Genomic DNA, 15,590 nt, shown 5'->3' with positions numbered 1-15,590 from the left:
CGGATGATAAGTCTCCGGCGCAGTGGGAGTGATAACCGACTACCGGTTCGTCCCGGCTCCGCATACCTTGTCCGCCCCCTCGCTTCTCCGGCCGAAACAGCAAAAGCTGTGCATCTCAAAGGGACAGGAATGTTTGGTCTTACCTCCGATTCGAAATACATTCTTGACGCCATCTCCAAATCGCAGGCGATCATCGAATTCGATCTCAAGGGAAATATTCTCACGGCGAATGAGAATTTCTGCAACGCGCTTGGTTACCGTCTGAACGAGATCGTCGGCAAGCATCACAGCATGTTTTGCGAGCCGGCCTATACAGCGACGCCCGAATATCGCGCCTTCTGGGCGCGGCTTGGACGCGGCGAATATGACGCCGGCGCTTATAAGCGGCTCGCCAAGGGCAACAGGGAGATATGGATCCAGGCTTCCTATAACCCTGTTTCAAAGGGCGGAAAGCCATACAAGGTGGTGAAGTTTGCCGCCGATATCACCGCCGCGAAGAAGCAGGCGGTCGAAGATTCCGGCAAGCTCGAAGCGATCTCGCGCTCGCAGGCGGTGATCGAATTCACCCCGAAGGGCGAAATCCTGACCGCCAATGAAAATTTCTGTGAGGCCATGGGATATTCCCTGGCCGAAATCACCGGCAAACATCACAGCATCTTCTGCGACCCGGCATATACCCGCACCGAGGATTACAGCAGCTTCTGGCGACGTCTCGCCAATGGCGAATTCATCGCCAACGAATTCGTCCGTTTCGGCAAGGGTGGCCGCGAAATCTGGATTCAGGCCGCCTATAACCCGATCGTCGATGCCGACGGCAAGGTCTACAAGGTGGTGAAGTTCGCAACCGACGTCACCCAGCGGATGAGCGCGATATCCCTGCTCGCCGGCGCGCTGCGTCAGCTTTCCGAAGGCGATCTGACGAGGACGGTGGACACACCCTTCGTCCCCTCGATGGAGCAATTGCGCCAGGATTTCAATACCGCGGTCAGAGGTCTTGCCGAGACGATGAAGACGATCGGCGAGAATGCCAGTGCGATCGCCGCCGGCTCGAGCGAGATCGGCGGATCGGCGGATTCTTTCTCCAAGCGGACGGAACAGCAGGCCGCATCGATCGAAGAGACCGCAGCCGCGCTGGAGGAGATCACCACCACCGTCAACGATTCCAGCCGCCGCGCCGATGAGGCGGGCCGCCTCGTCGCCGTGACCAAGCAGGGCGCCGAGCAGTCGGGCGTCGTGGTCCGCAACGCCGTCGCCGCCATGGACCAGATCGAGCAGTCCTCGCGCGAAATCACCAACATCATCGGCGTCATCGACGATATCGCCTTCCAGACCAACCTCCTGGCGCTGAATGCCGGCGTCGAGGCAGCCCGCGCCGGCGAGGCCGGCAAGGGCTTCGCCGTGGTGGCCCAGGAGGTCCGCGAGCTCGCCCAGCGCTCTGCCAAAGCCGCCAAGGAGATCAAGGCGCTGATCAATACGTCGAGCGATCTCGTCAAGAACGGCGTCGGCCTCGTCGGCCAGACCGGCAAGGCGCTCGAGCAGATCGTCACACAGGTCGGCGATATCAACGGCAACGTCGTCGCCATCGTCGAAGCCTCAAAGGAACAGGCAACCGGCCTTAAGGAAATCAACCAGGCGGTCAATACGCTAGACCAGGCAACCCAGCAGAACGCCGCCATGGTCGAGGAAAGCACCGCCGCCAGCCATAACCTGGCAAAGGAAGCCGAAATGCTGCGGGTCCTGCTGGCAAGGTTCCGCCTGCCCGGTCAGACCCGGACCCCGGCCCAGCAGACTGCCGGCAGGCTAGACGCAAGACAGGCAGGCTCGCCGGCGCTGCATCTGGTTTCGCGTGTCGCAAAGGCGCACGGCGCTACTACTGCAAGCGCACAGAGCTGGGAAGAGTTTTGATGTCAGTCTTCCGGCACATCGCCATTATACGGTGCCGCCGCACGGCGGCACTTTGATCATACGGCACGGCATACGCGGTAAAGAACGCCGCAGGAGGCCGACGCGCAGGCAGGTGCCCCTGCCCCCTTCCTGCATGAGCCGATCAACACTACCGGGCCTGGTTTGCTTCCGGCGCGGGCTTTCGGATCAAGGGAGCGGCCTGCAGCACCAGTGCATCCAGGCCGTTCTCAGGGTTCTCCAGGATTTCGAACAATTGCCGCCGCATGCGCGGCTCCCAGAATTTGTTGATATGGGTGGCGACGCCCTCGACGGCTTCGCTTGCCGGCTGGCTCTTGAAAAAGGTGGCGATCTGGTTTGCCATGTAAACCAGCTTGGTCTTGGTATCATGCGACATCGGCAATGCTTCCGGGCGAGATGCGGTGCGGGTGGGTGAAAATCTCGAAATCCTCGCCGCGCACCAGGGCGACGAGCGTCATGCCGGCCTCTTCGGCCGTGCGGATGGCAAGCGCTGTCGGTGCGGATATGGCGATGAGCACGGGAGAACCAAGGATCGCCGCCTTCTGCACCATCTCGACCGAGAGCCGGCTGGTTACGGCGACGGCGCCGTTCCGGCCGTTTTCGCCGGCGTCGATGACGGCGCCGCAGAGCTTGTCGAGCGCATTGTGCCGGCCGACATCTTCCCGCACAGCAACCAATCCCTTGGCCGGGAGATAGAAGCCGGCGCCGTGTACCGCCCGGGTCTCCCGATGCAGCGGCTGTGCCTCGTTCAGCAGCGAAACGGCGCGTACGATATCGGCATGCGACAGCGTCAGCGGCGATGCCGAGACATCCGGCACCGGCCGCACCGCCTGCTCGATCGATTCGATGCCGCAGAGCCCGCAGCCGACCGGGCCGGCCATGCTGCGGCGTCGTGCTCGCAGGCGATCCGCGACGTCGTCGACAAGGCTCACCTGCACATCGATCCCCTGCTCGCCTTCGACGATCTCGATGGCCGCTATCTCGGCGCGTTCGGTGATAATCCCTTCGGTCAGACTGAAACCGACGGCGAAATCCTCGAGATCATCGGGCGTCGCCATCATCACCGCATGCGAGCTGCCGCCATAGGAAAAGGCAATCGGCACTTCTTCCGGCACGATGCGAGAGCCGGAGTGCATGAGGCCGTTGCGGCGGGCGGTTTCGGGAGCACGGGCGGTGGTTTGGAAGGTCATGATGCAAATCCCTCCTTGCCAAACCACCCCCGCATCGTCACTCCGCTGCCTCGAGCTTGCCGGCGATACGGCGCGATTGCCGCGCCTGCTCGTCATATTCGAGCTGCCATTCGCTCGGCCCGTTGGAGGGCGAGACCTGCACCGCCGTCACCTTGTACTCAGGGCAGTTCGTCGCCCAGTCGGAGAAATCGGTGGTGATGACGTTCGCCTGCGTATTGGGATGATGGAAGGTCGTATAGACGACACCCGGCGCAACACGATCGGTAATCAGGGATCTCAGCGTGGTGTCGCCGGAGCGGCTGCCGAGCTTTACCCAGTCGCCGTCGCGAATGCCGCGCTGCTCGGCATCGTGCGGATGGATCTCCAGCCGGTCTTCGGCGTGCCAGACGACATTTTCGGTCCGCCGTGTCTGCGCCCCGACATTGTACTGGCTGAGGATGCGGCCAGTGGTGAGCAGCAGCGGGAAGCGCGGGCCGGTGCGCTCGTCGGTCGCGACATATTCGGTGCGGATGAACTTGCCCTTGCCGCGCACGAAGCCGTCGACATGCATGATCGGCGAGCCGAGCGGGGTCTTCTCGTTGCAGGGCCACTGCACCGAGCCGATCTTGTCGAGATAGTCGTAGGAGACCATCGCAAAGCTTGGCGTCGTCGCGGCGATCTCGTCCATGATCTCCGACGGATGGGTGTAATTCCAGTCGAGCCCCATCGCCTGGGCAAGCTTCTGCGTCACCTCCCAGTCGCCATAACCGTTGCGCGGCGACATCACCTTGCGCACGCGGTTGATGCGGCGCTCGGCATTGGTGAAGGTGCCGTCCTTCTCGAGGAAGGTCGAGCCCGGCAGGAAGACATGGGCGTAATTGGCGGTCTCGTTGAGGAATAGGTCCTGCACGACAACGCATTCCATCGCCGCAAGCCCGGCTGCGACATGTTTGGTATCCGGATCGGACTGGAGAATGTCCTCGCCCTGAACGTAGAGGCCTTTGAAGGAGCCATCGACCGCCGCATCCAGCATGTTCGGAATGCGCAGGCCCGGCTCTTTGTCGAGCTTCACGCCCCAGAGTTTCTCGAAGATATCGCGCGTCGCATCGTCGGAAATATGCCGGTAGCCCGGCAGTTCGTGCGGGAAGGAGCCCATATCGCAGGAGCCCTGCACGTTGTTCTGGCCGCGCAGCGGGTTCACGCCGACACCGGGACGGCCGATATTGCCGGTCGCCATCGCCAGGTTGGCGATTGCGATGACCGTGGTCGAGCCCTGGCTGTGTTCGGTAACGCCGAGACCGTAGTAGATCGCGCCATTGCCGCCCTTGGCAAAGAGCCTTGCCGCGCCACGCAGATCCGCCGCCGGCACGCCGGTGAAGATCTCGGTCTGCTCGGGACTGTGTTGCGGTTCGGCGACGAAGGCGGCCCAGTCCTCGAATTCCGACCAGTCGCAGCGCTCGCGGATAAACTTCTCGTCAAAGAGCCCTTCGGCGACGATCACATGCGCCAGCGCCGTCATCACCGCAACGTTGGTGCCGGGTTTCAGCGGCAGGTGGTATGAAGCCTCGACATGCGGCGAGCGGACGATATCGGTTCGACGCGGATCGATGACGATGAGCTTGGCCCCCTGGCGGAGCCGCTTCTTCAATCGCGAGCCGAACACCGGATGCCCCTCCGTCGGATTGGCGCCGATGATGACGACGACATCAGAATGCTCGACACTGTCGAAATTCTGCGTTCCGGCCGAAGTTCCGAACGTCTGGCCGAGACCGTAGCCGGTCGGCGAATGGCAGACGCGGGCGCAGGTATCGACATTATTGTTGCCGAAGCCGGCGCGGATCAGCTTCTGCACCAGGTAGGTTTCTTCATTGGTGCAGCGCGAGGAGGTGATACCGCCGATCGCCTCGCGGCCGTATTGATACTGGATGCGGCGGAACTCCGACGCCACATGCGCGATGGCTTCGTCCCAGCTGACCTCCCGCCAGGGATCGCTGACCTTTTCGCGGAGCATCGGGTTGAGGATCCGGTCCTTGTGGGTGGAATAGCCGTAAGCGAAGCGGCCCTTGACGCAGGAATGGCCGCGATTGGCCTGGCCGTCTTTCCACGGCACCATGCGCACCAGTTCCTCGCCGCGCATTTCCGCCTTGAACGAGCAGCCGACGCCGCAATAGGCGCAGGTGGTGACGGCCGAATGTTCCGGCTGGCCGATCTCTATCACCGACTTCTCCGTCAGCGTCGCCGTCGGACAGGCCTGGACGCAGGCGCCGCAGGAGACGCATTCGGATTCCATGAAATTCTCGTGCATGCCGGGGGATACGCGCGAACCAAAACCGCGTCCCTCAATCGTCAGCGCGAAGGTGCCCTGCACTTCCTCGCAGGCGCGCACGCAGCGCGAACAGACGATGCACTTGGAGGGATCATAGGTGAAATAGGGATTGGACTCGTCCTTCGGCATCCATTTCAGATTGATGTCGCCATTGCTGCGCGCCTTGACGTGGTTGTCGCCCTCGTAGCCGTAGCGCACATCGCGCAGGCCGACGGCACCAGCCATGTCCTGCAATTCGCAATCGCCGTTGGCAGCGCAGGTCAGACAGTCGAGCGGATGGTCGGAAATATAGAGTTCCATCACGCCGCGGCGGATGTCCTTCAGCCGACCCGTCTGCGTATGCACCACCATGTTTGCCGCCACCGGGGTCGTGCAGGAGGCAGGTGTGCCGTTGCGTCCCTCGATCTCGACGAGGCAGAGCCGGCACGAGCCGAAAGCGTCGACCATATCGGTGGCACAGAGCTTCGGCACCTTGATGCCGGCCTCCATCGAGGCCCGCATGATGGAGGTACCTTCCGGCACGTTGATCTGCTGCCCGTCGATGGTGAGCGTCACCATCGCCTCAGATTTCGAAGCCGGGGTGCCGTAGTCGATTTCATGGATGAGCGACATGGTCGGCCTCTTGTACGGAAGTGGAAATGCGCGATGCAGGAAAGAGTGTGGGTGCGACGTGAGATGTCATCACTCAGCCGCCTCCACCATCGGCGCCGGCGAAAAATCCTCCGGGAAATGCGTCATCGCACTCACGACGGGATAAGGCGTGAAACCGCCGAGCGCACAGAGCGAACCGAACTTCATCGTGTTGCAGAGATCGGCAAGCAGCGCCCGGTTCTTCTCCGGCTCGATGCCTTGGGCGATCTTGTCGGCCGTCTCGACGCCGCGTGTCGAGCCGATGCGGCAGGGCGTGCACTTGCCGCAGCTTTCGATTGCGCAGAATTCCATGGCGAAACGCGCCTGCTTCAGCATATCGGCGGTGTCGTCGAAGACGACAATGCCGGCATGGCCGATCAACCCGTCCTTGGCGGCGAAGGATTCATAATCGAACGGCGTGTCGAACAGCGCCCGCGGGAAATAGGCACCAAGCGGCCCGCCGACCTGCACGGCCTTGACCGGTCGCCCCGTCGCCGTGCCGCCGCCGATCCCGTCGACGATATCTCCGAGCGAAAGACCGAAGGCCGTTTCATAAAGCCCGCCATATCTGACATTGCCGGCGATCTGCAGCGGAATGGTGCCACGCGAGCGGCCCATGCCGAAATCGCGATAGAATGCGGCACCCTTTTCCATGATCACCGGCACGGAGGCGAGCGAGATCACGTTGTTGATGACGGTAGGACAGTTAAACAGCCCCTGATGCGCCGGCAGCGGCGGCTTGGCGCGCACGACGCCGCGCTTGCCTTCGAGGCTGTTCAGCAGCGCCGTTTCCTCGCCGCAGACATAGGCGCCGGCGCCGGTGCGCACCTCGATATCGAAGGCACGGCCGGAGCCGAGCACCGATAGGCCGAGAATACCGCCCTGGCGCGCGATGCCGACAGCCTCGCTCATCACCGCGATCGCATGCGGATATTCCGACCGCGTGTAGACGTAGCCTTTCGTCGCTCCGGTGGCGAGGCCTGATATCGCCATGCCCTCGATCAGCACGAAGGGATCACCCTCCATGATCATCCGGTCGGCAAAAGTGCCGCTGTCGCCCTCATCGGCATTGCAAACGATATATTTGCGTTCGCCGGCGGCATCGAGAACGGTCTTCCACTTGATGCCTGTGGGAAAGCCGGCGCCGCCCCGTCCGCGCAGGCCGGAATCGGTGACTTCCTTGACGACCTCGGCTGGTGACATCGAAACGGCGCGGCGAAGACCGGCAAGACCGCCATGCGCCTCGTAATCGGCGAGCGAAAGCGGATCGGTGATGCCGCAGCGGGCAAAGGTCAGGCGGGTCTGTCCTTTGAGGAACGGGAGGTCTTCAACCTCCCCGAGACAGAGCGGGTGATCGCCACCATCAGCCATCCCGGCGTCGAACAGGCCAGGCACATCCTCTGCCTTCACCGGCCCGTAGCCGATCCGCTTGCCGGCAAGCTCGATCTCGACCAGCGGCTCCAGCCAGAACATTCCGCGGGAGCCGTTGCGCACGATCTCGGCATCGAGGCCGCGGGCGGCGATCTCCTGGGCAATCGCCTTTGCCACCATCTCGGCCCCGAGCGCCAGCGCTGCGGCATCGCGCGGAACATATATCCTGACCGTCATCGGCGTGCCTCCGCGACAAGTTCCGCGGCCAACTGATCGTCGATCCGGCCATAGACCTCGCCATCGAGCATCGCCGCCGGCGCGCAGGCGCAGAGCCCGAGACAGTAGACCGGCTCCAGCGTCACGGCGCCATCGAGCGTCGTCTGATGGAAATCGATGCCGAGCAGCGTCTTGAGGCGTTCGGCCAGCGCATCGCCGCCCATCGACTGACAGGCTTCGGCGCGACAGAGCTTCAGCACATGCCGCCCAGTGGGATGGTCGCGATAATCGTGATAGAAGGTCATCACGCCATGCACCTCGGCGCGGGAGAGGTTCAATTCCTCTGCAATAACAGGCAGGGCTTCCGGCGGCACATAGCCGAATTCTTCCTGAACCTGATGCAGAATGGGAAGCAGCGGCCCTTCGAGAAAGCGAAGATCGGCGATGATGGAACGGGTGCGCGTTGTGATATCGCCTTCGGCGATATGAATGGTCATAAGGTAGCTCTCCCAGCGGCTAGAGCATTTCCGTTTTTCTTCGAATCACGAAAATGCTCTATCTCTTTGTTTTTACGCAATTCCGAACGCAAAACCGCTTCACACTTTTGCTGGAATTGCTCTAGCGCGTTGCGGAATGGGCGCGCTCCCCCAGCCGAACGCTATTCCGCAAGCAACATCTCAGGGAAGCCGCCGGCAATCAATAAAGCTATCTCGTGGATCGATAGGTTTTTTCTATCAGAGTTCTTCATCCTGCACGAGCACCCGCGCTTCGTGCAGCAAGGCCGACACGAGCGGCGTAAACGGCTCGCGATACGGCGCGACAAGCCCGACCAGATGATGCGCCTCCGGCTCGACGATCGGGATCATCCGAATTTCCACTGGAAATCCAAAGGATTTCGCGACGTTGCGCGGCATGATGCTCGCCCAGCGCCCGGTCCTGACATGCGAGAACAGCACGATCATCGAGTTGGATTCGAGCGTCGGATGTACCGTGGCGCCGGCTTCCGTCAGGTGCCGGTTGATGATGCGACGGTTCTGCATGTCGGCCGTCAATAGACAAAGCCGAAGATCACCAACCTCGCGCCAGGTCACGTTGTCGCGATCAGACAAAGGGCTGCCTGCAGCCGTGATCAGATTATAGCGCTCGGCATAAAGCGGAACCGTCGTAACACGGCCGAGCGGTTCGTTTTCGAGATAGGTGATGCCGGCATCAATTTCGAGATTCTCGAGCATGCTCAGCACCTGCAGCGAATTGCGCGAGACGATCGAGAAGGTCACGCCGGGGTGCCGTTCCTGAAAAGGCGTGGTGATACGCGAAAGCATGGCAAGCGCGGTCGGAATGGCGGCGAGGCGAATGTGGCCGGAAAGGCCGCGGCGCGCGGCGCGCATCTCTTCGCGCATGGTGCGGGCATCGCCGACGATGCGCCGGGCCCATTCCAGCACGCGCTGGCCTTCCGGCGTCAGCCCCTGGAACCGCGAGCCGCGCTGCACCAGCATGACGCCCAATTGATCCTCGAGCTGCCGGATAGCCGCCGAGAGCGTCGGCTGCGAGATCCCGCACTCCTCGGCGGCACGGCCGAAGTGCTTTTCATTGGCAAGGGCGATAAAAAATTCCAGCTTGTCGATCATCCGGTCTCCCGCGACATTTCGCGTCCGGCCTCATCTTCGACATAGCAGCCGTGCTTCGCAAGGGCGGGTACTAATGCATGCCGCCAAAAGTGTGCAGCGGTTTTGGGACGACGACATGCATAAAACAAAGAATTAAAGCGCGTCGCATGAATCAAGTTTTATGCGACGCGCTTTAACAGTTTTCCGCAGCCGGAAAAAGATCGAACAGCGATTCGAGAAAACCCAGCACGTTGACATTGCCGATGCTGTAATAAACCTGCCTGCCCTGACGGCGCGTATTGACCAGGCCTTCGAGCCTCAAACGCGCAAGCTGCTGCGAGACCATCGCCTGCTGTATGCCGAGAATATTTTCGATTTCACCGACCGTTCGCTCCTCTTTCGCCAGTATGCAGAGGATCAGAAGTCGGGTGTGATGCGCCAAAGCTTTCAGCAGGTCGCTCGCTTCATGGGCTTTTCCAGCGAGTTTATGCAACTCCTGGCCGGTCATACCCGGCTCCGGTTTAGGCAACGGCATTCGATATCTCGGAAGGAGGCGGTGAGGTAGATCAGTACAATAGCATATTCGCACAAGCGAATTGGTCAATAGTGATGAAATGCCAAAAAAGGTCCAAGTAAATCAGCAGATAAGCTGTCCGCCATTGATCTCGATCACCTGGCCGGTGATGTATCCCGAGAGTGAGGGAGCTGCCAGGAACAGATAGGCGGGAGCGCAATCCTCCGCCGTGCCGAGTCGCTGCAGGGGGATGGATTTCCGGGTCTGCTCCAGCTTTTCTTTGGAGGAATAGCGCTCGTGGAAATCCGTCTCGATCGTTCCCGGCGAGACGCAGTTGACGCGGATGCCATCCGGGGCAAGCTCGCGGGCGAGCGCCTTGGAATAGGTCGCAACAAAGGCCTTCGAGGCCGAATATATCGAAGAGCCGGGGCTTCCGCCGGTCAGCGCCGAAATCGAAACAGTGTTGATGACGGCAGCGCCCTCGGCCGCCTTCAATGCCGGCAGCAATGCCCGCGTCAGCGCCACCACCGAAGTCTGGTTGAGCCGTATGACCGCCTCATATTCTGCGTCGGTCAGCGTGGCAGCGGGAAACCGGCCAAGCATGGTGCCGGCATTGTTGACGAGCACATGCACCCTGTCGAAGAAAGCGAGGACATCGTCGGCAAATTGCGCCGCCCCACCGATGGCGGAGAAATCGGCGTGCAGCAGCAGCGCCCGTCTTTCCGATTCAGCGGTCAGCAGGAAATCCGGCAGATCCCGTCCCGGCTTGCGCCCGGTATGGACAATCACCTTCGCGCCGCAGTCCAGAAACTGCCGGGCGACTTCAAGGCCGATGCCGCGGCCGGCGCCGGTCACGACGACATTGCGATTTTCGAACAATCTGGGATGAAACACGAAGCCGTCCTCCTCGCGGACAGTGCCGCCGGTTGCGTCACTCGCCCTTAACATATGAGCGCACCGACCGAAAGAAAGGCGCGCACCGATCTTTCCGGGGAAAACCAGGACTAGTTTTCGGCCTCCAGAAGCCGCGCACCCGGCCCTTCCTTGCCAAGCCGGTCGCAGGGATTACGCAGCGGACAGCTTTCGATCGACAGGCAGCCGCAACCGATGCAGCCGGTCAATCGGTCGCGCAACAGGCTGAGCCGCCTGATTCGCGCGTCGAGATCATCCTTCCAGCGCGCCGACAGCGTCTGCCAGTCGGCAACGGTCGGCGTTCGTCCCTGCGGCAGGGACTCGAACGCTGACTGGATTTCCGAAAGCGGAATGCCGACACGCTGCGCCACCTTGATGATGCCGAGACGGCGAAGCACATCGCGCCCATAGCGCCGCTGGTTGCCGCGGGAGCGGATGCTCGAGATCAACCCTTTGGTCTCGTAAAAATGCAGCGCCGAGACGGCGAGGCCGCTGCGCTCCGCCACTTCACCGACTGTCAGGAGCCTGCCGAGCGGCGTCGCAGGAATCGTATCCATCGCCTATTGACCTCAATATTAGTTGAGGTTTTATACCTGTTGCTCCTGCAATCGTAAAGTCCAATCGCAACAAGGAGCGACACATGAAAACACCCACCAGGCTGGCGGTCATCTACGGGAGCACGAGGGAAGGCCGCATCTGCGACCGGGTGGTCAAGTGGCTGACGGAGGAGCTCATCCGCTTCCCGCAATTCGATATCGACATCATCGACCCGCTGGATTTTGCGCTGCCGACCACCCGCGAATTGGCACATCCCGAAATCGCCAGGCTCGCCGAGCGGCTCGGCATGGCGGACGCGTTCATCATCGTCACGCCGGAATACAATCACAGCTTCACCGCCTCGCTGAAATTCGTCATCGATTTCTTCTTCGAGCCTTGGCAGGGCAAGCCGGTCGCCTTCGTTTCCTATGGCGGTATTTCCGGCGGCCTGCGCGCGGTAGAGCAGCTGCGCCTCGTCTTTGCCGAACTCCACGCCGTCACGATCCGCGATTCGGTCAGCTTCGCTGCGCCATGGAACCGCTTCGACGCGGAAGGCAGGCTCGACACTCCCGACGACGCGCTGCGCTTGCTCGGCCGAATGATGGCAAGGCTGGAATGGTGGACACGGGCGCTCGCCACCGCCCGTATCGATCGTCCCTATGCCGATATCGCCGCCTGAGACAGAAAGCTCCGGTTCCGTTCCCAGCAGGTACGGAACCTCTGGGAACACCCGGGCAGGACCTCGGTCCGGGTGTTGTCCGTCATATCAGGTTCATTCCGACCACGCGGACGGGTCTGCAATTTTGCGGTTGCGGGAAGAAAACCGCGATGATAGTTTCCGCCGAAATAACAGGGGAGCTCCGTATCGCCGGGGCTGAGATGCGAGGCGCAAGCCTCTGGACCCTTCAAAGCTGATCTGGGTAATGCCAGCGGAGCGAGGTTCAGATGTTCTCAGGCGCACAAGTGTCACTCTATCCGATGTCCGGCAATTTCGTCGGCATCATTCTCGATGCCGTCAAGGCGTTCGACCCCTATCGCGACCGGCTTCGCATCGAGACCGATGATATCTCCACCCTGCTGGTCGGCCCGCCTGATGTCCTCTTCGCGGCCATGCGCGATCTTTTCGTCGTCGCCGCCAATACCGGCGAGCATTGCGTGCTGTCCGCCGCGGTCTCACGCGGCTGCCCAGGTGAGCCCGACGACGCCATCTGCGGCGTCAAGCCCTCTGCCGGCCGGGCGGAGCCGCTTGCCGACCGGATTACATCAGCCCTTGCCGCCGTTGAAACCACCACGGAGACCGGACAGCCGGCAGCCGCGCAATTCTCGCTCTACGTCATGGGAACCGGCAGCCATATGGACGAGATCTATGGCTGCATCGATTTCTTGAAGCGCTCCGGCACCTTCGACCACGCCAAGAATTTCTGTACCCGGCTGGGGGGAGATGCCGGCGCCGTCTTCGCGACCATTCATGAGGCCTTCTATCGCTTCGGCGACCCGGTGGGACACGTGACGCTCGACATCACGGTCTCCGCCAATACAGCGCCGCGCGTCTTAGCAGACGCGCAAGGGACGCCGTAACACTTTAAATTGCTGCATAATTTTCCCTTAAATCGATTCCGATTTAAGGAATTATGCAGTGCCCGACGAAAGCCTGAAATCGAACGCTGATGACATCGCCACAACCATCGGATTCGCGCCTTGCCGCGCTCCGCGCCGCTCTCTACCGGGGCATACCGGCCTTTCTCGCGGGCTGCGCGTTTTTGGCGGCATGGGAACTCTATGTCGATCTTTCCGGCATCAAACCTTCCATCCTGCCGGCGCCTTCGCGCATTGTCATCCAGGGCTGGCTGAACCGTGAGGCGCTGATATCAAACACCTGGCCGACGCTGGGTGCGACACTCGGCGGTTTCGCGCTGTCGCTTGCCTTCGCCTTCGCCGCTTCGATCCTGATGGATTTCGTGTCTTTCATGCGCCGGGCATTGCTACCGATTTTCATCGCCAGCCAGACGCTGCCGCTGGTGGCGATCGCGCCCCTTGTCGTCCTCTGGTTCGGTTTCGGCCTGTTGCCGAAGATCCTGCTGGTGGCGCTCGTCACCTTCTTTCCGCTGTTGGTCGCCCTGCTGCAGGGCTATCAATCGACCGACCGCGACATCGCCGAATTGCTGAACTCGATGAAGGCGAGCCGCTGGCGGATTTTCCGCCTGGCGCGGCTTCCCTCCGCGCTGCCCTATTTCTTCGCCGGCCTCAGGATCTCGATCACCTATGCCGTCGTCGGCGCGATCTTTGCCGAATATGCCGGCGCCGCCCGCGGCCTCGGCATCTATATCCTCAACGCCAAGAACAATTTCCGCCCCGATCTCGTGCTTGCCGCCGTCGTCATCAGCGCCGCGCTCACACTCTGCCTCTTCGGGCTGACGCTATTGATCCAGCGCCTCGTCATGCCCTGGCAACGATCCCAGGAGTCGCGGCGATGAGCGATACGATGGTCGAACTGCGCAACATCTCGAAGTCCTTCGACGGCATGAAGGTGCTGGGCGATATTTCGCTCACTGTGGCAAACGGCGAGTTCGTTTCGATCGTCGGCCCGTCCGGCTCAGGAAAGTCGACGGTGCTCCGATTGCTGACACAGGCGCTTCGCCCCGATTCCGGCACCGTGCTTTTCAAGGACGCGCCGCTGGAACGGGCGCCGCATTCATTCGCCTTCATGCCGCAGCGCGATGCGCTGATGCCCTGGCGCCGGATCATCGACAATGCGGCACTTGGCCTCGAAGTGCGTGGCATGAGCCGCCGCGCTGCCCGCGCCACTGTGGCGCCACTGTTTGAGCGCTTCGGCCTTGCCGGTTTTGAACACCATTATCCATCCGAACTATCAGGCGGCATGCGCCAGCGCGCCGCCCTGCTGCGCACCGTCGTCCAGACCCAGGACATGCTGCTGCTCGACGAGCCGTTCGGCGCGCTCGACGCGCTGACGCGCACACAGATCCAGGAATGGCTGCAGAGCATGTGGACCGAACACCGCTGGACGGCGCTGCTGATCACCCACGACGTCCGCGAGGCCGTGTTCCTCTCCGACCGGATCTACGTGCTTTCGGCCCGCCCGGCGCGTATCATCCGCGAATTCCACGTTCCCCTGCCCCGTCCGAGAAGCCTTGCCGATCTCGGCTCGCCGGCGGCCCAGGCGATCGAAACCGAAATCCTGCAAACACTGCTTCATCCGCTCGAACAGGATGATTTTAGGCCGGTCGGCTTAAAATCTGAATCCTGTTCTACATTATAGAGTTAGAGCATGATGTCGTGAGAAAACCGCTCACACTTTTCGGCATCATGCTCTAGAGACCTGAGGAGGTCACCATGCTGCTTCTCACCCGTCGCCAGACGATCTTAGCCGCCATCGCCGCAAGCCTTGCCGGCCGCCCGGCCTTCGGCCAGTCAGCGCCCGCAAAGGTGCGCATGGCGCTCGATTGGACGCCCAACACCAACCATATCGGCATCTATGTCGCCAAGGCGAGGGGCTTCTATACCGCCGCCGGCCTCGACGTCGAGATCCTTCCCTATGCCGACACCAGCGCCGGAACGCTGGTGTCGAACGGCGTCGCCGATTTCGGCATCAGCAGCGAGATCGAGGCCCTCATGCAGCGCGCCGCCGGCGGCGACGTGAAGATGGTCTACGGCGTCGTCCAGACCGAAACAGCGCGCCTTATCTACAAGGGCGGACGCGACGACATCAAAAGCCCTAGAGATCTCGACGGCAAGACCTATGGCGGCTTCGGCGGAACCTGGGAGAGCGCTTTGATCTCCGCGATGATCCGCAACGATGGCGGCAAAGGCGAGGTCAAGACCGTCACGCTCGGCACTTCCGCCTACGAGGCGCTGGACAATGGCTCGATCGATTTCACACTGGAGATCTACACCTGGGAAGGCATCGCCGCCGAGCTGGAAAAACGCAAGATCGGCCGCTTCCACTATGCCGACTATGGCGTTCCCGACGAACAGACGACGGTCATCGTCTCCAGCGACGCCTATCTCTCGGCAAATCAGGAAAATGCCCGCGCTTTCATTCAGGCAACGCGAAAGGGTTATGCCTATTCCGTCGATCATCCCGACGAAGCCTGCGAGCTGCTGATATCAGGAAGCAACGGCGCGCTGATGAACACGGAACTGGTGAAAGCTTCGCAGAAGGCATTGATCGACGGACACTTCCTGAAGTCCGAGGCCGGCGTAATCGGCACCCTCGACCCGGCCAAGGCCGATGCCATCGGCGGCTTCCTGGTCGCGAACGGCATCCTGGTCGACGCGAATGGCGCCGTACTCAAGGAGAAGCCGGACTTCTCCGCCTATTATACCAACGAACTGCTGGCCTGAGCCATTCCCGCCTTGCCCATCGC

15 protein-coding genes and 1 riboswitch are annotated in these 15,590 nt (G+C 61.7%); of the genes, 6 read left to right on the top strand and 9 right to left on the bottom strand.

The annotated features are described in order from the left end of the window. Positions 1-129: 129 nt before the first annotated feature. Positions 130-1,905: a PAS domain-containing methyl-accepting chemotaxis protein gene (locus HJB82_RS13220; protein WP_221140181.1), complete on the top strand. Its 1,776-nt coding sequence runs from the start codon at positions 130-132 to the stop codon at positions 1,903-1,905. Positions 1,906-2,053: 148 nt separating this feature from the next. On the opposite strand, the gene HJB82_RS13215 is transcribed toward HJB82_RS13220, so the two are convergent. The 9 genes from HJB82_RS13215 to soxR form a co-directional block, all read right to left on the bottom strand. Continuing rightward, positions 2,054-2,299 (bottom strand): formate dehydrogenase subunit delta, encoded by a 246-nt coding sequence (locus HJB82_RS13215; protein ID WP_164007762.1) that lies wholly within the window; start codon positions 2,297-2,299, stop codon positions 2,054-2,056. Continuing rightward, positions 2,289-3,113 carry a formate dehydrogenase accessory sulfurtransferase FdhD gene (gene fdhD / locus HJB82_RS13210; protein ID WP_164007760.1) on the bottom strand — a complete coding sequence of 275 codons (825 nt, stop codon included), beginning with the start codon at positions 3,111-3,113 and terminating at the stop codon, positions 2,289-2,291. Before fdhD ends, HJB82_RS13215 begins: the two co-directional genes overlap by 11 nt. A gap of 37 nt (positions 3,114-3,150) precedes the next feature. Then, positions 3,151-6,030, bottom strand: coding sequence for a formate dehydrogenase subunit alpha (gene fdhF, locus HJB82_RS13205; protein WP_221140179.1), 2,880 nt, complete (start codon positions 6,028-6,030; stop codon positions 3,151-3,153). A 69-nt stretch (positions 6,031-6,099) separates the two neighbouring features. Beyond that, positions 6,100-7,656, bottom strand: a complete 1,557-nt coding sequence (locus HJB82_RS13200; RefSeq protein WP_221140177.1) for an NADH-quinone oxidoreductase subunit NuoF — start codon at positions 7,654-7,656, stop codon at positions 6,100-6,102. Next, positions 7,653-8,132, bottom strand: a complete 480-nt coding sequence (locus HJB82_RS13195) for a formate dehydrogenase subunit gamma (RefSeq protein WP_207582056.1) — start codon at positions 8,130-8,132, stop codon at positions 7,653-7,655. Before HJB82_RS13195 ends, HJB82_RS13200 begins: the two co-directional genes overlap by 4 nt. A 237-nt stretch (positions 8,133-8,369) precedes the next feature. Then, entirely contained in the window at positions 8,370-9,263 is an 894-nt protein-coding gene (locus HJB82_RS13190) for a LysR family transcriptional regulator (protein WP_007632598.1), read from the bottom strand. Between the two features lie 172 nt (positions 9,264-9,435). Further along, a complete protein-coding gene (locus tag HJB82_RS13185; protein WP_221115509.1) occupies positions 9,436-9,777 on the bottom strand; it encodes a helix-turn-helix transcriptional regulator in 342 nt (113 codons plus the stop codon). 102 nt (positions 9,778-9,879) lie between these two features. Further along, on the bottom strand, positions 9,880-10,650 hold the full coding sequence (locus HJB82_RS13180; RefSeq protein ID WP_207582058.1) for an SDR family NAD(P)-dependent oxidoreductase: 771 nt from the start codon (positions 10,648-10,650) through the stop codon (positions 9,880-9,882). Between the two features lie 110 nt (positions 10,651-10,760). Beyond that, on the bottom strand, positions 10,761-11,225 hold the full coding sequence (soxR, locus tag HJB82_RS13175; RefSeq protein WP_207582059.1) for a redox-sensitive transcriptional activator SoxR: 465 nt from the start codon (positions 11,223-11,225) through the stop codon (positions 10,761-10,763). A gap of 83 nt (positions 11,226-11,308) precedes the next feature. Between soxR and HJB82_RS13170 the strand changes: the two genes are divergently transcribed. The 5 genes from HJB82_RS13170 to HJB82_RS13150 all read left to right on the top strand — a co-directional run bounded on the left by HJB82_RS13170 (position 11,309) and on the right by HJB82_RS13150 (position 15,567). After that, entirely contained in the window at positions 11,309-11,884 is a 576-nt protein-coding gene (locus tag HJB82_RS13170; RefSeq protein ID WP_207582060.1) for an NADPH-dependent FMN reductase, read from the top strand. Positions 11,885-12,046: 162 nt separating this feature from the next. Then, a riboswitch (TPP riboswitch) is annotated at positions 12,047-12,160 on the top strand. Beyond that, the gene (locus tag HJB82_RS13165; RefSeq protein WP_207582061.1) at positions 12,151-12,783 is read left to right on the top strand and encodes a YkoF family thiamine/hydroxymethylpyrimidine-binding protein; all 633 of its coding nucleotides are present in this window, start codon (positions 12,151-12,153) and stop codon (positions 12,781-12,783) included. It overlaps the preceding riboswitch by 10 nt. An 89-nt stretch (positions 12,784-12,872) precedes the next feature. Continuing rightward, entirely contained in the window at positions 12,873-13,679 is an 807-nt protein-coding gene (locus tag HJB82_RS13160) for an ABC transporter permease (RefSeq protein WP_207582062.1), read from the top strand. Next, positions 13,676-14,482 carry an ABC transporter ATP-binding protein gene (locus tag HJB82_RS13155; protein ID WP_207582063.1) on the top strand — a complete coding sequence of 269 codons (807 nt, stop codon included), beginning with the start codon at positions 13,676-13,678 and terminating at the stop codon, positions 14,480-14,482. The genes HJB82_RS13160 and HJB82_RS13155 overlap by 4 nt, the downstream gene beginning before the upstream one ends. Positions 14,483-14,556: 74 nt before the next feature. Further along, positions 14,557-15,567 carry an ABC transporter substrate-binding protein gene (locus tag HJB82_RS13150; protein ID WP_207582064.1) on the top strand — a complete coding sequence of 337 codons (1,011 nt, stop codon included), beginning with the start codon at positions 14,557-14,559 and terminating at the stop codon, positions 15,565-15,567. Positions 15,568-15,590: the final 23 nt, after the last annotated feature.

Source organism: Rhizobium sp. NZLR10 (assembly GCF_019685125.1).
GTDB lineage: Bacteria > Pseudomonadota > Alphaproteobacteria > Rhizobiales > Rhizobiaceae > Rhizobium.
Note: the sequence above shows the minus strand (reverse complement) of the source record. Positions and strands in the feature narration are given on the sequence as shown.

Excerpts from the sequence above, each read along its gene's own strand:
- HJB82_RS13220 (WP_221140181.1), top strand. The coding sequence starts at position 130 with ATGTTTGGTCTTACCTCCGATTCGAAATACATTCTTGACGCCATCTCC.
- HJB82_RS13215 (WP_164007762.1), bottom strand. The coding sequence starts at position 2,299 with ATGTCGCATGATACCAAGACCAAGCTGGTTTACATGGCAAACCAGATC.
- fdhD (WP_164007760.1), bottom strand. The coding sequence starts at position 3,113 with ATGACCTTCCAAACCACCGCCCGTGCTCCCGAAACCGCCCGCCGCAAC.
- fdhF (WP_221140179.1), bottom strand. The coding sequence starts at position 6,030 with ATGTCGCTCATCCATGAAATCGACTACGGCACCCCGGCTTCGAAATCT.
- HJB82_RS13200 (WP_221140177.1), bottom strand. The coding sequence starts at position 7,656 with ATGACGGTCAGGATATATGTTCCGCGCGATGCCGCAGCGCTGGCGCTC.
- HJB82_RS13195 (WP_207582056.1), bottom strand. The coding sequence starts at position 8,132 with ATGACCATTCATATCGCCGAAGGCGATATCACAACGCGCACCCGTTCC.
- HJB82_RS13190 (WP_007632598.1), bottom strand. The coding sequence starts at position 9,263 with ATGATCGACAAGCTGGAATTTTTTATCGCCCTTGCCAATGAAAAGCAC.
- HJB82_RS13185 (WP_221115509.1), bottom strand. The coding sequence starts at position 9,777 with ATGCCGTTGCCTAAACCGGAGCCGGGTATGACCGGCCAGGAGTTGCAT.
- soxR (WP_207582059.1), bottom strand. The coding sequence starts at position 11,225 with ATGGATACGATTCCTGCGACGCCGCTCGGCAGGCTCCTGACAGTCGGT.
- HJB82_RS13170 (WP_207582060.1), top strand. The coding sequence starts at position 11,309 with ATGAAAACACCCACCAGGCTGGCGGTCATCTACGGGAGCACGAGGGAA.
- HJB82_RS13165 (WP_207582061.1), top strand. The coding sequence starts at position 12,151 with ATGTTCTCAGGCGCACAAGTGTCACTCTATCCGATGTCCGGCAATTTC.
- HJB82_RS13160 (WP_207582062.1), top strand. The coding sequence starts at position 12,873 with ATGACATCGCCACAACCATCGGATTCGCGCCTTGCCGCGCTCCGCGCC.
- HJB82_RS13155 (WP_207582063.1), top strand. The coding sequence starts at position 13,676 with ATGAGCGATACGATGGTCGAACTGCGCAACATCTCGAAGTCCTTCGAC.
- HJB82_RS13150 (WP_207582064.1), top strand. The coding sequence starts at position 14,557 with ATGCTGCTTCTCACCCGTCGCCAGACGATCTTAGCCGCCATCGCCGCA.